General features: G+C 57.6%; 24 protein-coding genes. 10 read left to right on the top strand and 14 right to left on the bottom strand.

What is annotated here, in order from left to right:
* Positions 1-81: 81 nt before the first annotated feature.
* The 3 genes from AXW79_RS23030 to AXW79_RS23025 form a co-directional block, all read right to left on the bottom strand.
* Positions 82-720: a hypothetical protein gene (locus tag AXW79_RS23030; RefSeq protein ID WP_011898967.1), complete on the bottom strand. Its 639-nt coding sequence runs from the start codon at positions 718-720 to the stop codon at positions 82-84.
* Positions 721-797: 77 nt separating this feature from the next.
* Positions 798-1,313: an REP-associated tyrosine transposase gene (locus tag AXW79_RS16920; RefSeq protein ID WP_005312460.1), complete on the bottom strand. Its 516-nt coding sequence runs from the start codon at positions 1,311-1,313 to the stop codon at positions 798-800.
* 253 nt (positions 1,314-1,566) lie between these two features.
* Entirely contained in the window at positions 1,567-1,839 is a 273-nt protein-coding gene (locus AXW79_RS23025; protein WP_129712407.1) for a hypothetical protein, read from the bottom strand.
* Positions 1,840-1,914: 75 nt separating this feature from the next.
* Here AXW79_RS23025 and AXW79_RS16915 point away from each other — a divergent pair, with 75 nt between their 5' ends.
* The 4 genes from AXW79_RS16915 to tsgA all read left to right on the top strand — a co-directional run bounded on the left by AXW79_RS16915 (position 1,915) and on the right by tsgA (position 5,347).
* Positions 1,915-2,292 carry a hypothetical protein gene (locus AXW79_RS16915; RefSeq protein ID WP_005312463.1) on the top strand — a complete coding sequence of 126 codons (378 nt, stop codon included), beginning with the start codon at positions 1,915-1,917 and terminating at the stop codon, positions 2,290-2,292.
* 227 nt (positions 2,293-2,519) lie between these two features.
* Complete coding sequence (locus AXW79_RS16910) at positions 2,520-3,101, top strand: DUF1349 domain-containing protein (RefSeq protein ID WP_005312466.1); 582 nt, start codon at positions 2,520-2,522, stop codon at positions 3,099-3,101.
* A 325-nt stretch (positions 3,102-3,426) separates the two neighbouring features.
* Complete coding sequence (gene deoD, locus AXW79_RS16905; RefSeq protein WP_005312469.1) at positions 3,427-4,128, top strand: purine-nucleoside phosphorylase; 702 nt, start codon at positions 3,427-3,429, stop codon at positions 4,126-4,128.
* A 55-nt stretch (positions 4,129-4,183) separates the two neighbouring features.
* The gene (tsgA, locus tag AXW79_RS16900; RefSeq protein WP_005312472.1) at positions 4,184-5,347 is read left to right on the top strand and encodes an MFS transporter TsgA; all 1,164 of its coding nucleotides are present in this window, start codon (positions 4,184-4,186) and stop codon (positions 5,345-5,347) included.
* Positions 5,348-5,456: 109 nt separating this feature from the next.
* Here tsgA and AXW79_RS16895 read toward each other — a convergent pair whose 3' ends face one another.
* From AXW79_RS16895 to AXW79_RS16860, 8 genes are all read right to left on the bottom strand, one after another.
* Positions 5,457-6,134, bottom strand: a complete 678-nt coding sequence (locus tag AXW79_RS16895; RefSeq protein ID WP_005312475.1) for a Crp/Fnr family transcriptional regulator — start codon at positions 6,132-6,134, stop codon at positions 5,457-5,459.
* A 150-nt stretch (positions 6,135-6,284) separates the two neighbouring features.
* On the bottom strand, positions 6,285-7,052 hold the full coding sequence (locus AXW79_RS16890; protein WP_005312477.1) for a DODA-type extradiol aromatic ring-opening family dioxygenase: 768 nt from the start codon (positions 7,050-7,052) through the stop codon (positions 6,285-6,287).
* Positions 7,053-7,478: 426 nt separating this feature from the next.
* Complete coding sequence (locus AXW79_RS16885) at positions 7,479-7,949, bottom strand: FKBP-type peptidyl-prolyl cis-trans isomerase (RefSeq protein ID WP_005312480.1); 471 nt, start codon at positions 7,947-7,949, stop codon at positions 7,479-7,481.
* Positions 7,950-8,099: 150 nt separating this feature from the next.
* Positions 8,100-9,254 carry a Na/Pi symporter gene (locus tag AXW79_RS16880; protein WP_005312483.1) on the bottom strand — a complete coding sequence of 385 codons (1,155 nt, stop codon included), beginning with the start codon at positions 9,252-9,254 and terminating at the stop codon, positions 8,100-8,102.
* Between the two features lie 190 nt (positions 9,255-9,444).
* A complete protein-coding gene (locus AXW79_RS16875) occupies positions 9,445-10,794 on the bottom strand; it encodes an APC family permease (protein ID WP_005312486.1) in 1,350 nt (449 codons plus the stop codon).
* Between the two features lie 448 nt (positions 10,795-11,242).
* The gene (locus AXW79_RS16870; RefSeq protein WP_011898965.1) at positions 11,243-12,568 is read right to left on the bottom strand and encodes an APC family permease; all 1,326 of its coding nucleotides are present in this window, start codon (positions 12,566-12,568) and stop codon (positions 11,243-11,245) included.
* A 208-nt stretch (positions 12,569-12,776) separates the two neighbouring features.
* The gene (gene gabT / locus AXW79_RS16865) at positions 12,777-14,081 is read right to left on the bottom strand and encodes a 4-aminobutyrate--2-oxoglutarate transaminase (RefSeq protein WP_005312492.1); all 1,305 of its coding nucleotides are present in this window, start codon (positions 14,079-14,081) and stop codon (positions 12,777-12,779) included.
* 246 nt (positions 14,082-14,327) lie between these two features.
* The gene (locus AXW79_RS16860; protein WP_005312495.1) at positions 14,328-15,791 is read right to left on the bottom strand and encodes an NAD-dependent succinate-semialdehyde dehydrogenase; all 1,464 of its coding nucleotides are present in this window, start codon (positions 15,789-15,791) and stop codon (positions 14,328-14,330) included.
* A gap of 356 nt (positions 15,792-16,147) precedes the next feature.
* On the opposite strand from AXW79_RS16860, the gene puuR reads away from it, so the two are divergent.
* Positions 16,148-16,747, top strand: coding sequence for an HTH-type transcriptional regulator PuuR (puuR, locus tag AXW79_RS16855; protein WP_005312499.1), 600 nt, complete (start codon positions 16,148-16,150; stop codon positions 16,745-16,747).
* Between the two features lie 51 nt (positions 16,748-16,798).
* Positions 16,799-18,076 (top strand): NAD(P)/FAD-dependent oxidoreductase, encoded by a 1,278-nt coding sequence (locus AXW79_RS16850; RefSeq protein ID WP_005312501.1) that lies wholly within the window; start codon positions 16,799-16,801, stop codon positions 18,074-18,076.
* A 134-nt stretch (positions 18,077-18,210) separates the two neighbouring features.
* On the opposite strand, the gene AXW79_RS16845 is transcribed toward AXW79_RS16850, so the two are convergent.
* The gene (locus AXW79_RS16845; RefSeq protein ID WP_005312504.1) at positions 18,211-18,468 is read right to left on the bottom strand and encodes a DUF3297 family protein; all 258 of its coding nucleotides are present in this window, start codon (positions 18,466-18,468) and stop codon (positions 18,211-18,213) included.
* A gap of 201 nt (positions 18,469-18,669) precedes the next feature.
* Entirely contained in the window at positions 18,670-19,713 is a 1,044-nt protein-coding gene (locus AXW79_RS16840; RefSeq protein ID WP_005312511.1) for a helix-turn-helix domain-containing protein, read from the bottom strand.
* A 187-nt stretch (positions 19,714-19,900) separates the two neighbouring features.
* Here AXW79_RS16840 and AXW79_RS16835 point away from each other — a divergent pair, with 187 nt between their 5' ends.
* Together AXW79_RS16835 and AXW79_RS16830 are read left to right on the top strand one after the other, a co-directional pair.
* Complete coding sequence (locus AXW79_RS16835) at positions 19,901-20,239, top strand: DUF805 domain-containing protein (RefSeq protein WP_011898962.1); 339 nt, start codon at positions 19,901-19,903, stop codon at positions 20,237-20,239.
* Positions 20,239-20,721: a hypothetical protein gene (locus tag AXW79_RS16830; protein ID WP_005312517.1), complete on the top strand. Its 483-nt coding sequence runs from the start codon at positions 20,239-20,241 to the stop codon at positions 20,719-20,721. Before AXW79_RS16835 ends, AXW79_RS16830 begins: the two co-directional genes overlap by 1 nt.
* 47 nt (positions 20,722-20,768) lie before the next feature.
* Here the strand turns inward: AXW79_RS16830 and AXW79_RS16825 are convergent, their stop codons facing one another.
* Positions 20,769-21,269, bottom strand: a complete 501-nt coding sequence (locus tag AXW79_RS16825; RefSeq protein ID WP_005312520.1) for an SRPBCC family protein — start codon at positions 21,267-21,269, stop codon at positions 20,769-20,771.
* Between the two features lie 187 nt (positions 21,270-21,456).
* On the opposite strand from AXW79_RS16825, the gene AXW79_RS16820 reads away from it, so the two are divergent.
* A complete protein-coding gene (locus tag AXW79_RS16820; protein ID WP_005312522.1) occupies positions 21,457-21,879 on the top strand; it encodes a GNAT family N-acetyltransferase in 423 nt (140 codons plus the stop codon).
* 400 nt (positions 21,880-22,279) lie between these two features.
* Positions 22,280-22,690: an H-NS family histone-like protein gene (locus AXW79_RS16815; protein ID WP_005312526.1), complete on the top strand. Its 411-nt coding sequence runs from the start codon at positions 22,280-22,282 to the stop codon at positions 22,688-22,690.
* Positions 22,691-22,743 lie beyond the last annotated feature (53 nt).

The following is a 22,743-nucleotide window of genomic DNA, read 5'->3' as shown; positions in this document are numbered from 1 at the left end:
GTGAAATACTGCATGGATACCGTGTCTCCTTTCCCCGTTAATGGCTATGGCACAGCGAAGGTGTAGAACTATTAGGATCAGTTATTTAGGCTCGTTATCTAAGTTTATTAAAATATCAATGCTGTTACATTCAGAAGCTATTTTTCTTTGGTATTTTTGTACAAAATGAGATAGCTCCTCTAATGGAGGTATATTCATGAGATTAAAAATCAAGCCTAACTGTTCTTTCCTTGTTTTTGGCTTTATGCTGGAGGGTATACGATCAAATGACTCAATCGATAAATTACAATCTTCTAGACATAATTTTTTGAAACAAATCTCAAAGTTTGACTCTAATAGTTCATCGCTAATGTCATACTTTTTAAGTAGTTTGTCAACCTCTGTGAAGTCTAAATTTTTTCCAGATGTCAACCATATGAAAAATGAATGTGGAGTGATTTCTATGAACCAATTAAAAGCATAAGTTTCATCTGGGAGGTATTTTTCATGCAGCCTATTTATAATGGTTCTCCATATGCTGCGATAGAAATGGTTCTTATCTGTTATTAAGATGTGGGAATTAATTGTAGCGTAGTTGTCTATAAACAAAGAAAGAGTATGATCTTGAAGATCATGATATGACCTATATTGAGATTTATGTATTGAATATTTTATTAATGATGAAAGAGCAGTATCGCTTATAATCTCATTAAAATCTAAATATTTATCCTTTTCTTTCATTGTTGACCCTGCGTTTAAAATATTGTAAATGTTTTTGTTTATATATTCCTAGCCAATTTATAGAGTCTAGTAACCTATTATTCCCGATCCGAGTCACTATTAATTGTCCAATCTGACTCTATCCATCCGGCGGCGATATGGCGATGAATGGAGGAGTAAGGCCAATCGACCGGTTTGTCACAATAACCATGTTTGACCGGATTGAAGTGGATGTAATCGACATGGGCTTGCAGATCCTTGTCATCCCGGATCAGATGTTCCCAATAACGTCGTTGCCAGATACCTCGTTCCCGTTTTCTGAGTCGGCTCTCCCGTATCCGCTCTGTTTTGGCAATGCCCCGTGAAAAGCCTGCCTTGATCAGAGACCAGCACATGGGATAGTCACTGTCACCCGGCGGTAGTTGCCATATGGCATGGAGATGATCCGGCATCACCACCATGGCAATAATCTCGAAGGGGTGTTGCTGTTTGACGTGGCGGAGCACTTCGCGCAGCAGGTCGATATGACGTACCAGCAGATCCTGTTTTCGGTCAGCTAGGTTGACGGTGAAGAACCAACATGCCCCAATGGTTGTTGCTCGGCGATAGCGCATGGTTCTCCTTTCCGGAAATATCCAGTCTGTTCGGTTGCACCGAATGGCCACCAACTGACCGAGGACTCGTGTGTTGGGCTTCGCTACGCTCAGCGCCAACCTACGCAATGCATCAATCACTGTGCAAAACCCACGCTACCGCCCGTGGATTACAGCTTCCAAAATGCTCCATTGACCAGCGAGGGCAGCAGCCCATCACTGATGAATAGGCATCGGATGGCTATGTTAAGCCCATCGAATCTGGTCGTGCCAGTCAAAAAATGACGTAAGTGTCAGTAATGACTGATTTTTTGCGCTTGCTCAACAAATCGAACTGAGTGGGAACAGGATTCCCATGGCCCTTGATTTTATTGGGGTTGGCGAGCGTGGCGTGGAAGCGTGGGATTGGCTTGCCGTTGAGGAATGGCTGGCTGGGGGCAATCCCGCTCTGCCAATCGGCGCTATAGTGCGGGCGAGATGGTTGCCCTGTGCTCCGTTTCCCAAGCTGGCGAGGCGGGGGATCTGCGGCAACAATCAGCTGTTGCAATCACAGCCATTTGCAACACATCGTCATGCAAATATGACCATGCAAACACATCACCAGATAGAGAGGAGATCACCCATGAAGCGTACCATCCTGTTCGGCCTGCTCTGCGGCAGCTTGCTGCTGGCCAATCCGGTCTTTGCCAACGACTCAGCCCAGTTGCAGTGCGAGGCGCAGGCCGCGGCCAAAAAGCTTAACGGCGCCGCCAAGACCAGCTTTGTCGGCAAGTGTGTGAAAGATGCCGCTGGCGCTGCGACCGGCGAGTGCGAGAAGGCGGCAGCCGACAAGAAGCTGGCCGGTGCGGCCAAGAACAGCTTTATCCAGAAGTGCGTGAAGACGGGTGCGGCTATCGATCCGGCGGCCAAGTGCGAGAAGGCGGCGGCCGACAAGAAGCTGGCTGGCGCGGCCAAGAACAGCTTTGTCCAGAAGTGCGTGAAGGATAGCGCCGCCAAGTAAGGCATTTTCTCATCCGGTGTGTTTGTGGGGGGCCATCAGGCCCCCCGCGCTTTTTGGGGCGTACTGATGGCGCAACGCACAAGCCTTGTATCGGGGCGGCAATAGCGACACTATTGACTCCTTTTATGGGTTCCGCAGAGGCGCAGCCATAACCTGCCGTTACCGGACGAGGCGTTGGCGTGCCGCATTTGTGCGGGATTACGCGGGATAAAAGGGAGCAAAGCAGGATGATGGAAGGGATGGAATGGCGCTGGCTCAATGAACCGGCCGAGTGGCACCAGACCAGCGATGGCTTGCAGGTGGTGACAGACCAGCAGACCGATTTTTGGCGCAGCACCTGGTATGGCTTCGAGCGCCACAGTGGCCATCTCTATGGCTGCGAGGTGACGGGGGAGTTTACCTTTCAGGTCTGCGTCGAGGGGGAGTTCACCACCCTCTACGATCAGGTGGGGCTGATGCTGCTGCAAGACGAGGCGCACTGGCTGAAAGCGGGGATCGAGTACAACGATGCCCAGCCGATGATCGGCAGCGTGCTGACCAGTCCGCGCTCTGACTGGGCCACCGGCATCTTCCCCGGCAATCCGCGCCGCTTCTGGCTGCGGCTGACCCGGCTGGCCGATTGCCTGCGTTTGCAATACTCCACCGATGGCAAGGTGTGGCCGCTGCTGCGCCTCGCCCCGTTCCCGCCAAGCGAGCGCTGCTTTATCGGGGTGATGTGCTGCACGCCGGAGCGGCAGGGGCTGGCGGTGCGCTTCTCTGACTTGCGCCTCACGCCGCCCCTTGGCAAGGCGCTGCATGACCTGAGCTAGGTCAGCGTTTGTTGGCGCAGTGAAAGCGTCAACCGGCAGAACCAACAATGTCATCGGCCCGTTGCGCCAGTAACAGGGTCTATCGAGCGGGAGGGCAGTCGCCCTCCCGCTTTTTTATGCCGGTTGCCAAGCGGGATGGCGGGGGACTGTGGCGGGCAAGCCGTAGCAAGCAACGTCGAAAAGCATGCAGCATGCAACGCAACAGAGAACAAGTTGCTGGAACTGGGATCTCGATCGGGGCAACAGGACTTTTGTCCTGCAAGGGGAGGCCGGGCGGGGGCTAGGATGCGCTCATCCACACGAGTCAAACTGGAGCACAACAACAATGACCGCTCATATCAATGCCAACCCGGGCGATTTCGCCGAGACCGTCATTATGCCGGGGGATCCGCTGCGGGCCCGCTATATCGCCGAGACCTTTCTGACCGATGCGCGCGAGGTGACCAATGTGCGCAACATGCTGGGCTACACCGGCTACTACAACGGCCAGCGTATCTCTGTGATGGGCCACGGCATGGGGATCCCCTCCATGGTGCTCTACGCCCACGAGCTGGTGAACGACTTCGGGGTCAAGCGCATCATCCGTATCGGCAGTCTGGGGGCGACCCAGCGCCACGTGCAGATGCGCGATGTGATCCTGGCGCAGGCGGCGGGCACCGACTCCCCGACCAATGCCAAGCGCAGCGCCGGCTATCAGATGGCGACCTCGGCCGATTTTTCCCTGCTGCACAAGGCGTTCACCATGGCGCAGGAGAAGTCGATTCCAGTCAAGGTGGGCAATATCTTCACCGGCGACCTCTATTACGATCCGGACGAAAACCTGATTCCGGCGCTGGAGAAGTTCGGTGTGCTCGGCATCGACATGGAGGTGGCAGGTCTCTACGGGCTGGCCCATCAGCAGGGGATAGAGGCGCTCGCCATCCTGACCGTCTCCGACCACTGCCTGACCGGTGAAGAGACTACCGCAGAGGAGCGGCAGCTCTCCTTCAACCAGATGATCGAGCTGGCGCTGCACACAGCGCTGTAAGCGCTGCGGCCCCGCCCAACCCTGCACGCACCCTGACCCCTATGAGAGATCCAATATGAACAATAAGCTCTCCCTCACTGCCATCAGCTTCCTGGCCAACTTCGTGATGGCCGGTTTTGCGACCCAGTTCGGCATGCTGATCGAACCCATCGCCGCCAAGTTCGGCGCCGATGTCAATCAGGTGGCCTCCATCTTCTCCCTGCTCAACGGCGGGGCGTTGGCGGGCACCATTGCCGCCTTCTTCCTCATCGAGAAGGTGGGCCTCAAGCGGATGACGCTGCTTTGCTACGGCCTGATCGCGCTGGCGGCGGCATCGCTCCATCTGACCGGCTCGCTCTATGTGGTGATGGCTGCCATGACGGTGATTGGCCTGTGCGGCGGGGTGGGGCTCTGCATTGCGGGGACGCTGGTGGTCAGTGTCTGGAAGGCGAGGATGCAGAGCACCATGCTGGTGGTGCAGGATGCCACCTTCAACGTGGCCGGGGTGGTTTTCCCGCTCATCACCACTTATACCCTGACCCACGCTATGGCGTGGAGCTGGAGCTATCTGGCTGTGGGTGTGGTGGCGCTGGCCACCATGCTGGTGGCTGTGCTGACCAATTTTCGCAGCTGCGAGGCGGGCGGCGAGAGCGCCGGTAACGAGCACTCCGAGTGGAACCTTGGCATCATCAGCGGCGGCTTGGGGCTCTTTCTCGGCATGCTGGCGCTTTACACCTTCCTCACCTGGGCGCCCATGTTCGTGAAGAACAAGTTCGGCATCCCCTTCGAGGAGGCGGGCAACATCATCACTCAGTACTGGACGGCGGCCCTGCTCGGCGCCCTGGTGTCGACCGCTATCGTGACCCGCATTCCAATCCGCACTTTCTTGCTGGTGATCATCACCCTGGCGATGGGGATGACGACCTTGATCGTTACCACCGACAACCTGAGCCATCTGCCTTACCTCACCTATGGTTACGGCTTTGTCTGCGCCGCGCTCTACAACGCCTTTATCGCCTACGGGGTGTCGTTTGTGCGCCAGGCATCGAGCAAGAACGTCTCCTACATCCTTATCAGCGGCAGCGCGGGGGCCATGTTCAGCCCGGCTATCAGCGCCCTGTTGGAGCAGGTGATCGGCTTGCAGGCGGTGATGTACTCCATCCCGCTGATCTACGGCCTGATCCTTGCCATGCTGGTGGCCTCGCTGCGGATGGCCCGGCCTCAACCCTGTCTGGCCTGAGTTGGAGAATGAATAACAAGAGGGGCGGTATCGACCGCCCCTTTTTTATTTTGTGTTGGGCTGGGTGGTTATGGCTGTGCTCTTTTGCCCAAGGCTGCGCCTGCTTTGCTTACGGTTGTTCGAGAAACCCCTTGAGCCCCGCCAGATCGCGGATCTGCAACCCTTGCTCGCCGCGCTCCACCAACCCCTTGTCCATCAGCTCCTTTACCGCCCGTCGGTAGACGCGGTCAGTGGTGCCGAAACGCTCCGCTTCCTGATACCCCTTGCTGAAACCGCTCACCGGATTGTCATGACAGTGGCTGTGGTAGAGGTCGAGGGCAATGTTGTAGCTGATGGGGTAGAGCATGCGGCAGGTGAAGATATCCACTGTGTCCTGGTAGTCGATGGCAATCGCAGTGGCAAAGAAGAGCGCCACCTTGGGGTGGGCGACCAGCGCCTGCTCCAGCCGTTCGCCGTCGATGCGAGCTACTTCGAGGGGCTCTTCGGCCATGATGTCGAGCTGGCAGCGATAGCCGGTGAAGAACTCCATCTCGCCAAACAGCTGGTTGTCGCACTCCAGGGTGCCGAGCTGAAAGCGGCGGCCGTTCATGGCGGTGTGGCCCATGGCAATGCGGCCGCTCGGCACCAGCACCAGATCCCGCAACGGCTCCCCTTGGCGCATCAGGGGCTCCCCCTCGGAAATAAGGCGCCGCTCCGTGATGCAGGATTCGACCACCTGTTTGATCAGATCGTGGCTGGCCTGCCAGTGGGGCTGAAAGCGGCCCTTGAGAAGGGGTTTGAGTTGCATGAAGTGCGCGCGCCTGCTGAAAACAAGTGGCTATTACACACGCTTGTGCCCTGATACTCCATCCCTTGATGCCACTGCACTTGCGTGCTGAGCTCCCACGCTGTCGAGCTTGCATTCGATGCTGTGTTTAGCCAACGGCTTAGGTGCAGCTCAACCGAACCGGTAGGAGCCCATGTAGAGGCTGCCGCCATCCCAGCTGTCGTGCAGCTTGTGGGGCTTGTCCTTGCCGGCGGCCCCCAGGGCCACAAACAGCGGGCGCAGGTGATCGTCATGGGGGTGTGCTTCCACCGCTCCCGGGGCTCGCGTTCTGTACTCTTCTAGCGCGGGCCTGTCACCCTCGCTCATGGTCTGCTCCAGCCAGTTCACAAAATCGCTTGCCCAGCCGGGCACCGGCGAGTTGTCCGGCCCGAGGGCCCGCAGGTTGTGGGTAATGGCGCCGGAGGCCAGTATGCCTATCCCCTGTTCGCGCAGGCTCTGCAGCGCTTCCCCCAGTTGCCATAGCTGGGCCGGGCTGAAACTGGCCGGAATGGAGATCTGCACCAGGGGGATCTCGCTTGCCGGATCCATCAGGGAGAGCGGCGACCAGACGCCGTGATCCAGCTCGCGGCGCACCTGTGTAGCCGGCAAGCCCGCCAGCATCAGCTGATCGCCTACCGCCTCTTGCAACCACAGCGGACTCGTTGCCGGCCAGCGTATATGGTATAGCGGCTCCGGAAAACCGTAGAAGTTATACATGAGCGCCGGATTGGGCTCGACGTTGATCTGCAGGTCGGTGCGGCTGAACCAGTGTGCCGAGATCACCACCAGTCCCTTGATATCGCCAAGGCGCAATGTTTTCAGGAAGTGGGTGGCCGGCTGGTCGCGCAGAACCAGATCCGGAGCGCCGTGAGAGATAAACCAGACGGGGGCGATAGACATGACAAGACTCCATATAAGCTGTGTCGGTACGCATTGCGTACCCGAAACCGGGGTCAGGGCGTCGGGCCACTGACGATGGGGTCATTATCTGCCTGGGATGCAAGGTTAACAATCCAGCAATATGTATAAGCACTGTTCACCATTGGTTGATAGTAACAGTGGTTGGCGTGACAGGGCAGGGCCGCAGACAAGCAGAAACAACAAGGCCAGCGCAGTGCGCTGGCCTTGGCATAGGGAGCTGTCGAGGGACGGACTTACTGAATCCCCAGCAGCTCAACGTCAAAGATCAGCATGGGCGCTCAGTGGGATCTTGCCAGCGGCGCGATTGGCATAAGCCTGCTTATTGGATACCCAGCAGCTCAACGTCGAAGATCAGCACGGGCGCTCAGTGGGATCTTGCCAGCGGCGCGATTGGCATAAACCTGCTTATTGAATACCCAGCAGCTCAACGTCAAAGATCAGCACTGATCCCGGCGGTATCTTGCCTGCGGCACGGTCGCCATAGGCCAGATTGGCGGAGATGTAGAAGCGGGTCTTCTCACCTTCCACCATCAGCTGTACCCCTTCGGTCCAGCCAGCTATCACCTGATTGAGGCCAAACTCGATGGGCTCGCCACGGGCGACCGAGCTGTCGAACACTGTGCCGTCCAGCAGCTTGCCCTCGTAGTGCACCTTCACCTTGCTGGTGGAGGTGGGGTGAACCGTGCCTGTGCCCGGTGTCAGCACTTCGTATTGCAGACCGGAGGCAGTGGTGGTCACCAGAGGTTTGTCTTTGTTGCTGGCGAGGAACTCGGCGCCCTTGCGCACATTTTCCACCGCTTGTTTTTTGTTGTTGCTGCTGGAGTAGAAGTAGTAGGCGACACCGGCAATCAGCAGCGCGATCAGAATGAATTTCATCGTTTATCCCTATTCCCTCACATATAAAGAGTGCAATGAGAGCGGCATCATATCCCAGCCAGCCAGAGAGGGCGAGCCGGGACGCCGCAGGATCTGACAGTGTGGTCAAGGGGCCAGCATGGTCTTGGCCCCTTGCCGTATGTCCCTGTCTTACTTGGATGCCACCATCATGAGGGCGGGCAGGGCGAAGAAGAGCCCGGCCACATAACCCAGTGCCAGCAGCTTGTTTTCGCTACCGACCCGGGCCAGCCCCTCGGCGGCCTTGATGGGCAATTCCCGCAGGAAGGGCACACCATAGATGAGCACAACGGCAAACAGGTTGAACAGCACATGCACCAGGGCTATGGTCAGCGCCAGCTTGGCACCGGCACCGCTGATGGCGGTGGCCGCCAGCAGGGCCGTGATGGTAGTACCTATATTGGCCCCCAGGGTGAAGGGATAGAGCTGGCGAGTGCTGAACACGCCGCCACCGGCCAGGGGTATCATCAGGCTGGTGGTGGTGGAGGAGGACTGCACCATGATGGTGACCAGGGTACCCGAGGCGATACCGGTCAGCGGGCCACGACCCAGTGCCTTGTGCAGCAGCTCCTTGGCGCGACCTACCAAGACCTGTTGCAGTACCTTGCCCAGATAGGTAACGCAGGCGAGGATCAGCAGTATACCGATGACGATGGTGGCAATGGCGGCACCCTTGCCCGGCAAGAAGGCGACCGCGCTGTCGATAAGGTTGAGTGCAGGGGCAGTGAGGGGTTTCATAAAGTCCACCCCTTTCATCGACAAGTCGGCGGAGCCCACCAGCAGCGTAGCCAGCCACTCGGCGCTCTTTTGCAGCAGGCCAAACATCAGCTCAAGCGGCAGGAAGATAAACACCGCCAGCAGGTTGAAGAAGTCGTGTACGGTCGCGGCGGCAAAGGCGCGGCGAAACTCGGCCCTGTCCCTGATATGACCCAATGAGACAATGGTGTTGGTGATGGTGGTGCCGAGGTTGGCTCCCATTATCATGGGGATGGCCATGCCGATGGGCAGGCCGCCCGCCACCAGACCGACGATCACCGAGGTGACAGTGCTGGAGGATTGCACCAGGGCCGTCGCCAGTATGCCGAGCAGCAGGGCGACAAAGGGATTGTTTGCGAAGGCGAAGATCTGGGCTGCGCCCTCTGCGCCGCCGGAGAAGCCCTTGAAGCCGTGGGAAACGGCGCCAACGGCAACCAGAATGATGTAGACCAGTGCGATAACCGTGACCCAGTTGAACAGCGATCTGAAGTGGGATGCTCGCTGTTGTGGCAAGGATTGCGTCTGTTGCATGTAGCCTCTTGAGGACGGTGATACCGTTCGGGGTTGAAGTAGACCTGCGCATTTAATCAAGGCTCTATGACAGAAATATTACAAAGTGACACTTTTATGATGGTTTGATGACAAGGCTGCACAGAGGGCCGGATAACAAGAAGGGGAGCCATGGCTCCCCTTCTGCTTTTTTGCTGTGTAGCGCGCTCCCTTATTGGGAGTCGGCCGTCTCTTCGTACTGACGGAAGGGAATACGGAACACCGCCAGACGCAGGAACAGATAGGTGACCCCGAGACCCGCCCAGATCAGGCCCAGCTCCAGGGAGCTCTGCTCCAGGTTGATCCAGAGCGCACCGATAGTGGCGGCGCCGAGCAGCGGCAGCAGCAGGTAGAGCAGGTGATCCTTGATGCTCTTGTTGCGCTTCTCGCGTACCCAGAACTGGCCTATGACCGACAAGTTGACGAAGGTGAAGGCCACCAGGGCACCGAAGTTCACCAGCGCCAGCGCTGTGTCGAGATCAAACGACACGGCGGAGAGGGCGAGACAGCCCACCATCAGCACGTTGATGGCCGGCGTCCGGTATTTCGGATGGATGTAGCCAAACACCCGCTCCGGTATCATGCGATCGCGCCCCATGACGTAGAGGATGCGGGACACGCCTGCGTGCGCCGCCATGCCGGAGGCCAGTACCGCCACAGTGGTACACACCAGTACCACGCTCTGGAAGAAGGCGCCGCCGACGTAGAGGGCAATCTCGGGCAGCACGGCATCGGGCTCCTTGAAGCGGGCCAGATCCGGGAAATAGAGCTGCAGGCAGTAGGAGACCACCACGAAGATGACGCCGCCAATGAGGGCGGTCAGCACGATGGCACGCGGTATCACCTTGCCAGCGTTCGGGGTCTCTTCACTGAGCGAGCTCAGGCCGTCGAAGCCGAGGAAGGAGAAGCAGAGGATGGTCGCACCGGTAAAGAGCGGCACCACGCTGGCGGATTCGAAGTGGAACGGCCGGCTGCTCATCAGGGTCGCTGCGCCCTCACCCTGGTAGATGCCCCAGCCCATCAGACCGATGAAAAGGGTGATGATGGCCAGCTGGATCACCACGATCAGGCCATTGAAGTTGGCTACCAGGTTGATGCCGCGCAGGTTGAGGAAGGTCATCACAGTCACCAGACCGAAGATGAAAATCCAGGGATCAACTCCGGGGAACATGGCGGTCAGGTAGATCTTGGCCAGCAGGATATTGATCATCGGCATGAACATATAGTCGAGCAGGGAAGACCAGCCCACCATGAAACCGATGTAGGGGTTGAACACCTTCTGGGCATAGGTATAGGCAGAGCCCGCAGAGGGGAACTTGCGCACCAGATGGCCGTAGCTGAACGCGGTCAGCAGTATGCCGCCCAGCGCCAGCAGATAGGCAGTGGCGACCCGACCTTCGGTAATGTCACCGACGATGGCGAAGGTATCGAACACGGCCATGGGGGTCAGATAGGCAAGGCCCATCACCACCACCTGCCACATGCTGAGGGTTTTCTTCAGACGAACGGGTTGCTGGCTCATTCAGGCTTCCTCCTTGCACGGGCGGCAGGAAGTGGAATGGCTTGAGGCCATGGGACCGGGTTCTCGCGTACTCACAACATCGGTATGCAAACCACAGACGTTGGTCGCGCGGCGACCAAAGCAGGTTCCGGTGGCGACCGGAGACAAAGCAAACAAGAGCCCCATGTTTTTCCTCATTGCGGCATTAGGTTCATCTGAACCTTGATATCATTTCCGGAAGTTGTCCGGCCTCGAGTGGTAATAAAATTTTTCAAAATGAAAAATAACCGATGTGGGATCACATCGGTTATGAAAGCGGCGGGATTTTGCCCCAGATGGGGGGGGAAGACAAGCCACTAAAAGCATTCCGGGCAAGAGAATTATCAATGACCTGTTTTATATCAATAAATGGCGCCGTCACCCGTTCGGGGGAGATCGGCGCCAGCCCAGTGTTGGCAAGGCTTTCAGCTCAATAGGTCGGCAAGGATACGCGCCAGAAGGTGGTACGCAAAAACAGATAAATTCCCCCTATGGCAGCCCAGATAATGCCGAGGATAAGAGAGGTTAGTTCGAGATTGAGCCAGAGAATCGCGACAGTCCCCGCCCCGCACAGGGGCAGCACCAGATATTGCAGGTGATCCCTGAGGGTCTTGTTGCGCCCCTGACGCACGTAATAGCAGGCGATCACCGACAAATTGACCACGGTAAAGGCCACCAGGGCACCGAAGTTGATCAGGGCCAGGGCGATTTCCAGATCGAAGCTGATGGCCGACAGCGCCAGTATGCCCACCAGCAGGATATTGAACACGGGTGTCTGCCACTTGGGGTGGATATAGCCGAAGGTGCGCTGGGGCAGCACCTTGTCCCGCCCCATCACGTAGAGGATGCGGGAGACACCAGCGTGGGAGGAGAGTCCCGACGCCAGCACGGCCACGCAGGCACAGACCAGCACCACGCTCTGGAACAGCTTGCCGCCCACATAGAGGGCAATCTCGGGCAGCACGGCATCCGGCTCCTTGAAGCGGGAGGCATCCGGGAAGTAGAGCTGCAGGGCATAGGCCACCACCACGAAGATGAGGCCGCCCAGCAAGGCCGTCAGGAAGATGGCCTTGGGGATCACCTTGCCGGCGTTGGGGGTCTCTTCACTGAGGGCGCTCAGGCTGTCAAATCCCAGAAAGGAGAAACAGAGGATGGTGGCGCCGGTCAGCAGTGGCAACACTTCTGTGTCGGCGGTGTAGATGGGCTGCAGGCTGACGGTGCCGAGCCCTTCACCCTGAGCGATGCCGTATCCGATCAGGGCCAGAAACACCACCATGATGGCGATCTGGATCAAGATGATGACGCCGTTGAGGTTGGCCACCAGATCGATGCCGCGCAGGTTGATGAGGGTCATCAGTGCCGTCATGGCGCAGATGAAGATCCAGGGTTCGATGCCGGGAAACAGGGCGGTCAGATAGATCTTGGCCAGCAGCATGTTGATCATCGGCAGGAACATGTAGTCGAGCAGGGATGACCAGCCCACCATGAAGCCCACCACGGGGGAGAACTCCTTCTGGGCATAGGTATAGGCGGAGCCGGCAACCGGATAGTGGCGCACCATCTGGCTATAGCTGGTGGCGGTGAACAGCACGCCCACCAGGGCCAGCAGGTAGGCGGTAGTCACATGGCCCTGAGTGATGTCGGTGACGATGCCAAAGGTATCGAACACCACCATGGGGGTCATATAGGCCAATCCCATCACCACCACTTGCCACAGGGTCAGGGTTTGCTTCAATCGAGCCGGGCGTTGAGCCATTGGCCTCTCTCCTCGAATTTGGGGCGTATGTCCCGCGCCGCAGGCAGGCGAAGGACGCGTGACAGTGTGGCTGGCCTTGGAGGGAGCCCAGCGCGCCTGTCATCATTTTTTGGGGCGGGGATGATACCGTATGAGCAGGCCGTCCGCGATGGGCGGCCTGGGGTTATCTCACGGTATTTTTCGCCATGACCGATGAAACCGGGTGGATCTAGCCCTGACTGGCGGCGGTGAGCGCCTGTTCCAGCAGAGCCAGCCCTTCCTCGATCAAGGCCGGAGTGGCGGTAAGGGGCGCCAGGAAGCGGATGACGTTGGCCCGCACGCCGCAGGAGAGCAGCACAAGCCCGCGTTTGCCGGCCTCGGCCACCAGCCGTTTGGTGAGGTCCGGGTCAGGCTGGCTGGCATCCCGACCCTTGACCAGTTCCATGGCCACCATGGCGCCGGGGCCGCGAATGTCGCCGATGCAGTCAAAACCCTCGGCCAGCTGATGCAGGCGAGCCTTGATCTGCGCCCCCTGAGCCAGGGCTTTCTGGTTGAGTTGTTCCTCTTCGATCACCTCGAGCACCGCTAGGGCGGCGGCGCAGGCGATGGGGGAACCCGCATAAGTGCCCCCCAGACCGCCCGGCTTGGCAGCGTTCATGATGGCCGCCTTGCCCACCACGGCCGAGAGAGGGAAGCCACCGGCCAGACTCTTGGCGAGCGTCATGATGTCTGGTTCTATGCCGCTGTATTCAGTGGCAAAGGTTTTGCCGGTGCGACAGAAACCGCTCTGGATCTCGTCACAGATGAGCACTATGCCGTGCTGATCGCACAGCTTGCGCAGGCTCTGCATAAAGCTGGGAGAGGCGGAGTAGAAACCCCCTTCACCCTGCACGGGTTCGAGAATGATGGCTGCCACCCGGGCCGGTTCTATATCCGAGCTGAAGCAGAGATCCAGTGCGGCCAGGGCATCGGCCTCGCTCACCCCCAGGTAATCGCTCGGGAAGGGCAGGTGATAGACCTCCCCCGGGAAGGGGCCGAAACCCGTTTTGTAGGGCACTACCTTGCCGGTGAGCGCCATCCCCATCATGGTGCGACCGTGGAAGCCCCCCTTGAATGCGATGGTGCCGCTGCGGCCCGTGTGGGCGCGGGCTATCTTGATGGCGTTTTCCACCGCCTCGGCGCCGGTGGAGAGAAACAGGGTGCGTTTTGGCGTCGGGCCGGGCACCAGGGCGTTGAGCTTCTCGGCAAGCTCGATATAGCCGGGGTAGGGGGTCACCTGAAAGCAGGTGTGGCTGAATTTTTCGAGCTGTTCACGCACCGCCGCCACCACTTTGGGGTGGTTGTGGCCCGTGTTGAGCACGGCGATGCCGGAGGCAAAGTCGATGTAGCGATTGCCCTCCACGTCCCATAGCTCGGCGTTGAGAGTCTTGTCGATAAACACCGGCAGCAGGGTGCCGACGCCGTTGACCACGGCCGCTTCACCGCGGGCCTGCCAGGCCCGGTTGTTGTCTGCATGGCTATCTGAATGACTCATCTTTCCTCCCTGAGAGGCCTTGGCCCCTGTCTCAATGTGGCGAGCCTCCCAACCGGGAGCGCTCACTTGGTCCTTTTCATGATGGTATGCCTGCAAAGGCACGCTGCAGCTTGATAGCCGGACCCCATCCCAACCCTCCCTCTGACAGGGAAGGCGGTTGACGTCTCATCTCCTTCCCTGCCAGGTGGGGCGGTTTGCTCCTCCTTCTTGAGAAGGGAGAAGCCGGGGTCTGGTATAAATCCGCTCCTAGCGAATGCCCCCAAAGCAGAGATATTTGGTTTCCAGATACTCTTCCAGCCCCTCGGCCGCCCCTTCGCGGCCCAGACCCGACTCCTTGATGCCGCCAAAGGGGGCCAGTTCGGTGGAGATGATGCCCTCGTTGATGCCCACCATGCCGTACTCGAGCTGCTCGGCTACCCGCCACACCCTGGCTATGTCGCGGCCATAGAAGTAGGCGGCCAGCCCGTAGGGGGTGTCATTGGCGATGGCGATGGCCTCGGCTTCGGTGTCAAAACGTACCAGCGGAGCGACCGGGCCGAAGATCTCCTCCTGCAAAATGGGGTTGGTTTTATCGACATTGCCCAAAATGGTGGGCTGGTAGAACAGCGGGCCGGCGGGATGCGGCTCGCCGCCCACCAACACCTTGGCGCCGGCGGCTTCGGCCTGCTTGACCAGCTCGGCCACCTTGCTGGCCGCGGCGGGGTTGATCAGCGGGCCTATCTGGGCGCCCTCGCTCATGCCATCCCCCACCTTGAAGCCCTGCACGGCAGCGGTCAGCTTCTCGGCGAAGGCATCGTAGACACCGGCCTGCACCAGAATACGGTTGGCGCAGACGCAAGTCTGGCCCGCGTTGCGGTACTTGGAGGCGAGCGCCCCGGTGATGGCAGCGTCGAGATCGGCATCGTCAAACACGATGAAGGGGGCGTTGCCACCCAGCTCCAGCGACAGCTTCTTCATGGTGTCGGCGCACTGGCGCATCAGCAACTTGCCGATGCGGGTCGAGCCGGTGAAGGAGAGCTTTCGCACAGCCTTGTTGTTGCACAGCTCGTTGCCCACCGCTGACGAGTGATGGGTGGTAACGATATTGATAACGCCAGCCGGAATGCCGGCCGCTTCCGCCAGCGCTGCAAGCGCCAGCGCGCAGAGCGGAGTTTCGGCAGCAGGTTTGATGACGATGGTGCAACCGGCTGCCAGCGCCGGGCCCGCCTTGCGAGTGATCATGGCGATGGGGAAGTTCCATGGCGTGATGGCGGCGACCACCCCCACCGGCTGCTTGATGGTGGCCAGACGCCTGTCGCTGGAAAAACCCGGAATGGTGCGGCCATAGGCGCGTTTGCCCTCTTCTGCGAACCACTGGATAAAGCTGGCGCCGTAAGCCACTTCCCCCTTGGCTTCGGCCAGCGGCTTGCCCTGCTCGCAGGTCATGATGCGAGCCAGCTCGTCTTGATTGGCCATGATGAGTTCAAACCAGGCGTAGAGTTTGTTGCTGCGCTCCTTGGCCGTGAGGGCGGCCCAGGGCGCTTGCGCCGCACTGGCGGCCTCGATGGCACAGCGGGTGTCCACCTCCTCCATGTCGGGTACCTGGGTGATGATCTGGCCATTGGCCGGATTGAGTACCTCGAAGTGGCGTCCGCTATGCGCCTCGCACCAGCGACCATCTATATAGGCAAGGGACTTGATCAAGGAGAGAGCGGGTTGTGATGCTGACATAGAAGGAAGCCTCGATTGTGGGTCAGGGTGGCCAAAGGATCCTGTGCTGCCACCGTATAGAATAATAAGCACAGAAAGACCATAAATTGAGCTGAAATGTTTTTCAAGTGTTAAATATATTTGAGTAAACGGGGCGCTGCATGCTAGAAATGGAGCTGTTAGGGCGATTTTACCGGTTTTTGTGGGATTGAGTGTGCAAAATAATGAACGGCACGTGCCGTGCAGGATAACGAACAGGTCCGGTAATGTGACTCGCTATTTTAACCGGTTGCGCCCTCGAACCGATCCGCAAGCACACTCGACAGGCACACAAGCAGATAAATACGCAAGTCGGCAGGCACACAAGGAGGTGGGTGATGCAGCAACCACAAGCAGAGGCAAAGCGGCAGACCATGACGGCTAACCCGCTGATGGACAAGAGTATGGGAGAGCGCCTCGCCGCCACTCGCCGCCGTCTCGGGCTCTCCCAGCGACGGGTCGCCGAGCTGAGCGGGCTGACCCACGGCGCCATCTGCATGATAGAGCAGGACAAGGTGAGCCCGTCTGTGGCCTCCTTGCAGAAGCTGCTTAACGTCTATGAGTTGCCGCTGTCGCGCTTCTTCGCCGAGGAGGAGGGGCGTGCGCCAAGCGTGGTGATCAAGGCCGAGCAGTTGATCGAGCTGGGCAGTCAGGGGGTTTCCATGAAGCTGGTGCACAACGGCAATAATCGTCGCCAGCTTGGCTTCATGCTGGAGACCTATGCCCCCGGCACCGACACTGGTGGTCAGGTCAAGCATCTGGGGGAGGAGGTCGGTACCGTGCTGGAAGGGTCTGTGATCCTGACGGTGGCCGGGCAGACCTATCCACTCAGCGCCGGGGACAGCTATGTGATAGACACAGGCGAGCCCCACAGTTTCAGCAATCCGTCGGGGCAGACTTGTCGCATCGTCAGCGCCCATACCCCGGCCAACTTCTAGTGTCGAGACCATGTCTCGTTTGGGAAAAGAACCGGTAAGGAAACAGGGATCATGACCGAGCATGTAAACAGTTACTACGCAGCCAGTGCCAATCAACACGCACCCTATCCGACATTGACCGAGCAGCTTGAGTGCGATGTCTGCATCATAGGGGCAGGTTACACCGGCCTTTCCAGTGCGCTGCATCTGGTGGAAAAGGGCTATTCGGTGGTGGTGCTGGAGGCGGCCCGTGTAGGCTTTGGCGCCAGCGGTCGCAACGGCGGCCAGATCGTCAACTCCTACAGCCGCGATATCGACACCATAGAAGCGAACTGCCCGCCGGATCAGGCAAGGCTGCTCGGCTCCATGTTGTTTGAAGGGGGGCAAATCATCCGCGAGCGGATCAAACGCTACAACATTCAGTGCGACCTGCAGGAGGGGGGCGTCTTTGCCGCCGAGACGGAGCGCCAGCTCCATGAGCTCAAGGCCCAGCAGGCCCGTTGGCAGAAGTGGGGCAACGACAAGCTGGAGCTGCTCGACGGGGACGGGATCCGCGAGGTGGTAGCGAGTGATCGCTACGTCGGCGGCCTGCTCGACAAGAGTGGCGGCCATATCCACCCCCTCAACCTGGCGCTGGGGGAGGCCGAAGCCATTCGCATGCAGGGGGGACGGATTTTTGAGCAATCTGCCGTCACCAGCATCCCCCCGGGTCAACCGGCACTGGTGAAAACCGCCAAGGGGGCGGTGAAGGCGCGCTTCGTGGTGGTGGCCGGCAACGCCTATCTGGGCAACCTGGTGCCCGAGCTCGCTGGCAAGAGCATGCCCTGCGGTACCCAGGTGATCGCCACCGAGGTGCTGGGGGAGGAGCGCGCCCGCTCCCTCTTGCCGCAAAATTACTGCCTGGAAGATTGCAACTACCTGCTCGACTACTACCGCACCTCCGGCGATCACCGTCTGCTCTACGGCGGTGGCGTTGTGTATGGCGCGCGGGATCCTGCGGATATCGAACGGCTGATCATCCCCAAGATGCTCAAGACCTTCCCGCAGCTGGCAGGCGTCAAGGTGGAGTACGCCTGGACCGGCAACTTTCTGCTGACCCTGTCGCGCCTGCCGCAGTTTGGCCGCATCGGCCCCAACATCTACTACATGCAGGGTTACAGCGGCCATGGTGTCACCTGTACCCATCTGGCGGGCAAGCTGCTCTCCGAGGTATTGAGTGGTCAGGCAGAGCGCTTCGATGCCTTCGCCAAGCTGCCGCACTATCCCTTCCCCGGCGGCCGCCTGTTTCGTATCCCCTTTACCGCCGCCGGCGCCGCCTGGTACACCCTACGCGACCGCTTGGGGGTGTAAGCGCCGATTCAGCCCGCAAGTCGTTCACCTTGGCAGATGCCAGAAACAACAAGGCCACCGTTATGGTGGCCTTGTTGTTGACTGCAGTGACAGACCCCGCTGGCTCGGTAAGCCGAAGAGGCAGGCCGCAGCAGTTAAACGGACTCGATATAGTAGGCCTCAACGGTGCCCTTCAGGGTAATCAGGATCGGCTGACCGCGACGATCCAGCGCCTTGGGGGAGGGGATCTTCACCCAGCCTTCACTGATGCAATACTCCTCGACATCGGTGCGCTCTTTACCATTGAGTCGAATACCGATCGGGTGTTCGAAACAGGCTGCGACATGGTGCGGGCTGCGAGGGTTGCCCGCAAGGTGATCCGGCAGTGCCGGTTTGGTGTTGGTATCGCTCATCAATATGACCTGAAATGGGTAAAAAGTGCGTCATTGTAGAGAATGCCGTCATGGCATTCAAGGTGGTCATAAAGCCCATAAGCAGCACCCGCCACCCATTTTTGGGGCTTCATTATTGCTCGTTGGTGTTCAGGATGCTTATTGGCTTTTTCGGTCAGGGTCGGGCTTGGCTGACCGTTTGACACAACTGTGCGCAACATATTAACGGGACTGCGTTTCGCTTTGTTTTCTGAATGCACTGGGTGTCAGGCCCGTTAGGCGAGAAAATTCGCGATTAAAGTTGGATTTGGTCTGGAAGCCCGCATTCATCAATATCTGGGTGACGGTTTCATCTGTCGTCAGTAGCGCTTTTTTTGCATGCTCGATACGATATTCATTGATCACTCTGGATATGCTTTTTTTGTGTACCTGATTGACCGCCGTCGAGATCTGTTTGGCGGGAATGCCCAGCTTGCGCGACAGCATTGCCAATGTCAGATCCGGATCTAGATAGCTTGCTTTTTCTTGCATCAGCTTATCCAGCATGACGGTAATCTCGTTGGCACGCTCTTCTGTCAGCAATGGTTCCGCGCTTGGCACCTTGGATATATGCGGTTTCTCTGGTTTACCAACGTCATCAAATGATGGCGTATTGACACCCACCATGATTACGGCAAGTGCCAGTGCTGGCAGCAGTATCAAGTGACCTAGCGTTAGAATATAAAGGGAAAACTTGCCCTGATTAACTGCAAAGTCGATGGATATGGCGGTATCAATCACCGCAGAGAATAATAACATCCAACCCGCTGCGTTTTCTGCCCTTTTCACTCCTTCCCAATGACTTAACGAGACATGGATGAGGAGCGGCTCCTTCGCGGAATAACGTACCAGAGCAATACCATAAAACAGATAAATTGCAGTGAGGATCTCATCCAGAGGTAGTGCAAAAAAGGAGTGAGTAAAGAGGCTGACTGCCACCAATATAGGCCCGATGGCATGTTTATAAGCAATTCGGCCTGTGTCGGTGCTGGCACGGGTAAAGATGTGCCAGGCCGCGACCGGGATGAGTGATGCAAGTATTGGCTGGGCAAAACTGAAGAGAGCAATATCGAAAGTCCAGCGAAGCCCTACAAGTCCGGTGGTAGCCGCACAGAGCGCCAAAAACAGGCAAGCCGTTTTTGCTTGTTCGGCCAATCGCACATACAGGGTCACCGCCAGCAAGGCCAGCATTAGAGAGACAACGAAGGGTACGGGAATTGCGAGCATAACTGATCCTGATCCCAGCCATGGTAGTGAAAAGATAACGTCATGCCAGCATAACGGTTCGCATCCACGTAAAGAAGAATGTCACGGACAAAGACAGGTTTTAGCACGTCCTAAAACCGGTTTCAGGACGTCTCACGCCGCGTTTGCCACCAAGATGGGTGACCAAATAACGCTGGAGATACCCTGAATGTTATCTTTTTATTTACTTGCGTGGCGCCGTTACTTTGATTTTTCCGGTTTCTCCTCCAGAAAGGAGTTCTGGATGTTCATGTGGGTGCATTTGTTGGTCACTCTTATGTGTATCGCACTGGATGTACGTCTGGATGATATGACCTGGTTAGATATGGGCTATGGCGTGGCAAGTGCCATTCCCGTGGTTGCACTTGTCGTCCGCCGTCTGCACGATATTGATCGTTCTGGATGGTGGGGCTGTGTCTTTTTTGTCCCTGTCATCGGCCCCTTTGTGTTGATCTATTTTCTCTCGCAGCAAGGCGATTCATACGCTCAATCAGCGAGGAGGACATAATGAAACATTATCTATGGTTGCTCATGTTGACGTGTCCGGTCCTGCTCGCCGAGACTGTTGATATTCATGATTTCCCCAAGGGGGCGCTGGGTATATTGTCGGTAGCGCGTTTGACTCAGGGAAGTCTTTTATGGATGCAGGGGCGAGTTGGTGAAGGGAGCTATACCACAGCGGATAGCGAAGGCCGCCACTGTACAGTCAAGGTACCGGTTGTGGTTGGGCGGGTAGCAAATACCGGACTGGGGATAGACTCAGTGACGGGACTGTCGATCATTGTGATGAATCAACAGCTAAGCGACGCCTTGATCAAGGGTGAGCGTATTAATAGTAACGAATGGCACTTTGCCGGGGTGGCAGAACAGTTGTCAGCAGATGGCTACATAGTAAAAGGCATTGAGGCAGATGAAGGATTTGTTCTAAATTCAAAACGGCGCTGGGTTTCTTGGCTGCTGGATGACAAACCCGCGTTGAACTGCCGCTAATTGAATATAAAAAACACCGCCAGCTGGCGGTGTTTTGATATGGAGGCTTATTGAGCCAGTGATTTCAGTTGCTGCTTGTCCGGCGGGTTATTCCAGTCGATGGGGCCGTGGGTGAAGCGATACTGCAGGCGGGGCAGGCTGGTTTCCAGCCACTCTTCCCGAAAATAGGCATAACCTTGATCCCAGTCAGGATCGTTTGCCCAGCCGCTTTGCTGGAAGTAGAGGCGAGTACCCTGACCTTCAGGCACAAAACGCAGGCTGACCTGAGTTTTTTGCAGCCGAATATGGGGCAGGGAGGGCGGAAAGTTCCAGCTGAAGCTGAGCAGGTCGTGGGGCATGACGGCCATCACCCGACAGCCTTCGCTACCACGTTCACCCAGCGGGGCATCGGGCCTGAAATAGATCTCGAAGGGACCATTCGGTTCGGGCACCATCAGGCATTCCGGCGCCAGGAAGCTGCGCAGGCCGCTCTCGGTTGTCCAGGCACGCCAGACATCGTCGATATGGGCCGGAACAAAGATGTTACCTTCTATCTGCTTGTTATCCATAAATCAGCGAGCCTCAAACCATCCATACATGGGACTCAGGCAGTATAGCCCCATGGGCGATAAAATGGACAGAGGTGTGTCACACCCGTGCCATCGGTCGGCCGTTATCCTCACCATGATATTTGACACTGTGTGGCGATCCATCCGACAGTGTTGCCAAGTGATAACAGTGACGAAGGAAGGCCTGATGATCAGAGTCATGCGAGAGACGGATATTCACCAATTGGCGCAGCTGTACCTGAAGGGGCGGCGTCAGACCTTTCACTGGGTCGACCCTTCCCACTTTCGGCTTGAGGATTTCGACGAGCATACCCGGGGCGAGCAGCTCTGGGTGGCTGAACAGGGTGGCACCCCTTGCGGGTTTGTTTCCATCTGGGGGGATGAGAGCTTCGTGCACCATCTCTACGTGTCGGCCGACTGGCATGGTCAGGGGCTGGGGCGGGCACTGCTGACCCAGGGGTTGGCGGCTTGTAGGAAGCCTGCCTCACTCAAGGTAGCGACCCACAATACCTCTGCTCTGGCCTTTTATCATCGCCTCGGCTGGCAGAATACGGAGGAAACGGGTCACTGCGAGATCACAGGCCCCTGGCGTCGCTTGATCCTCAAATAACATGATGTGAAGCGCGAGGGTGAGAATATAGGGATGGCAGGCATGGGGCGCTATGGGGCAGTAATATATAGCGCCATTCGTCTACCTTGAGCCTCGTCTGAGTGGTACAGGTTTTAACCACAATGGCCAATTGTGAAAATAGCTGACATAAGTGTGATGAGAAATATGCCAGGGTGTGTCCGTCTATTTGTCAGGCACGCCGGGGAGAATTGTGTGGTGAGCGATCACGGCGGTTACGACAATGAGCAACGAGTGAATAAAGTTGCTGGCATATTCAGCCAATCGTTTTTGTTAAGAAAGTGACAGGAACTATAAAAACAGTATGTTGTTATCAAACAGGCATGCTATTCTCAAGCTGTGTTATCCCTGTGACAAACAAAAATAATTTTGTGAGGAAGTAATGAACGAATTTCTGAAAGTTCTGCTGAACATTCGCAGCCTGCGTGCTGCCATCCGTGAATTGCCGTTTGAACAGCTGCAAGAAGCGAAAGAAAAGTTTGAGCTGGTATATAACGAGCGCGCCGAGTCTGTTGAGCAAGAGCGTGCCGAGCAGGAAGAGCGTCAGCGCAAGCTGAGCGAGTTCACCGAAATGCTGCAGCAAGCCGGTATTGATCCCCGTGAGCTGATCAACAGTGCCGCTGCCCCAGCCGCCACTGCTGGCGCCGCCAAGAGCAAGCGCGCACCACGTCCTGCCAAGTACAAGTATCAGGAAGATGGCCAGGAGAAGACCTGGACCGGCCAGGGCCGTATGCCGAAAGCCATTGCCGAGCAAGTTGCGCTGGGCAAGGATCTGAATGATTTCCTGATCTGATCCACCGGATCGATCATGAATGATGCCGCCCGCGGAGCCTGTAAATCCAATTG

Origin of the sequence: Aeromonas salmonicida subsp. salmonicida (assembly GCF_001643305.1) — a bacterium.
Taxonomy (GTDB): domain Bacteria; phylum Pseudomonadota; class Gammaproteobacteria; order Enterobacterales; family Aeromonadaceae; genus Aeromonas; species Aeromonas salmonicida.
Note: the sequence above shows the minus strand (reverse complement) of the source record. Positions and strands in the feature narration are given on the sequence as shown.

Coding starts and splice junctions, on each gene's coding strand:
- AXW79_RS23030 (WP_011898967.1), bottom strand. CDS start 720: ATGAAAGAAAAGGATAAATATTTAGATTTTAATGAGATTATAAGCGAT.
- AXW79_RS16920 (WP_005312460.1), bottom strand. CDS start 1,313: ATGCGCTATCGCCGAGCAACAACCATTGGGGCATGTTGGTTCTTCACC.
- AXW79_RS16915 (WP_005312463.1), top strand. CDS start 1,915: ATGAAGCGTACCATCCTGTTCGGCCTGCTCTGCGGCAGCTTGCTGCTG.
- AXW79_RS16910 (WP_005312466.1), top strand. CDS start 2,520: ATGATGGAAGGGATGGAATGGCGCTGGCTCAATGAACCGGCCGAGTGG.
- deoD (WP_005312469.1), top strand. CDS start 3,427: ATGACCGCTCATATCAATGCCAACCCGGGCGATTTCGCCGAGACCGTC.
- tsgA (WP_005312472.1), top strand. CDS start 4,184: ATGAACAATAAGCTCTCCCTCACTGCCATCAGCTTCCTGGCCAACTTC.
- AXW79_RS16895 (WP_005312475.1), bottom strand. CDS start 6,134: ATGCAACTCAAACCCCTTCTCAAGGGCCGCTTTCAGCCCCACTGGCAG.
- AXW79_RS16890 (WP_005312477.1), bottom strand. CDS start 7,052: ATGTCTATCGCCCCCGTCTGGTTTATCTCTCACGGCGCTCCGGATCTG.
- AXW79_RS16885 (WP_005312480.1), bottom strand. CDS start 7,949: ATGAAATTCATTCTGATCGCGCTGCTGATTGCCGGTGTCGCCTACTAC.
- AXW79_RS16880 (WP_005312483.1), bottom strand. CDS start 9,254: ATGCAACAGACGCAATCCTTGCCACAACAGCGAGCATCCCACTTCAGA.
- AXW79_RS16875 (WP_005312486.1), bottom strand. CDS start 10,794: ATGAGCCAGCAACCCGTTCGTCTGAAGAAAACCCTCAGCATGTGGCAG.
- AXW79_RS16870 (WP_011898965.1), bottom strand. CDS start 12,568: ATGGCTCAACGCCCGGCTCGATTGAAGCAAACCCTGACCCTGTGGCAA.
- gabT (WP_005312492.1), bottom strand. CDS start 14,081: ATGAGTCATTCAGATAGCCATGCAGACAACAACCGGGCCTGGCAGGCC.
- AXW79_RS16860 (WP_005312495.1), bottom strand. CDS start 15,791: ATGTCAGCATCACAACCCGCTCTCTCCTTGATCAAGTCCCTTGCCTAT.
- puuR (WP_005312499.1), top strand. CDS start 16,148: ATGCAGCAACCACAAGCAGAGGCAAAGCGGCAGACCATGACGGCTAAC.
- AXW79_RS16850 (WP_005312501.1), top strand. CDS start 16,799: ATGACCGAGCATGTAAACAGTTACTACGCAGCCAGTGCCAATCAACAC.
- AXW79_RS16845 (WP_005312504.1), bottom strand. CDS start 18,468: ATGAGCGATACCAACACCAAACCGGCACTGCCGGATCACCTTGCGGGC.
- AXW79_RS16840 (WP_005312511.1), bottom strand. CDS start 19,713: ATGCTCGCAATTCCCGTACCCTTCGTTGTCTCTCTAATGCTGGCCTTG.
- AXW79_RS16835 (WP_011898962.1), top strand. CDS start 19,901: ATGTTATCTTTTTATTTACTTGCGTGGCGCCGTTACTTTGATTTTTCC.
- AXW79_RS16830 (WP_005312517.1), top strand. CDS start 20,239: ATGAAACATTATCTATGGTTGCTCATGTTGACGTGTCCGGTCCTGCTC.
- AXW79_RS16825 (WP_005312520.1), bottom strand. CDS start 21,269: ATGGATAACAAGCAGATAGAAGGTAACATCTTTGTTCCGGCCCATATC.
- AXW79_RS16820 (WP_005312522.1), top strand. CDS start 21,457: ATGATCAGAGTCATGCGAGAGACGGATATTCACCAATTGGCGCAGCTG.
- AXW79_RS16815 (WP_005312526.1), top strand. CDS start 22,280: ATGAACGAATTTCTGAAAGTTCTGCTGAACATTCGCAGCCTGCGTGCT.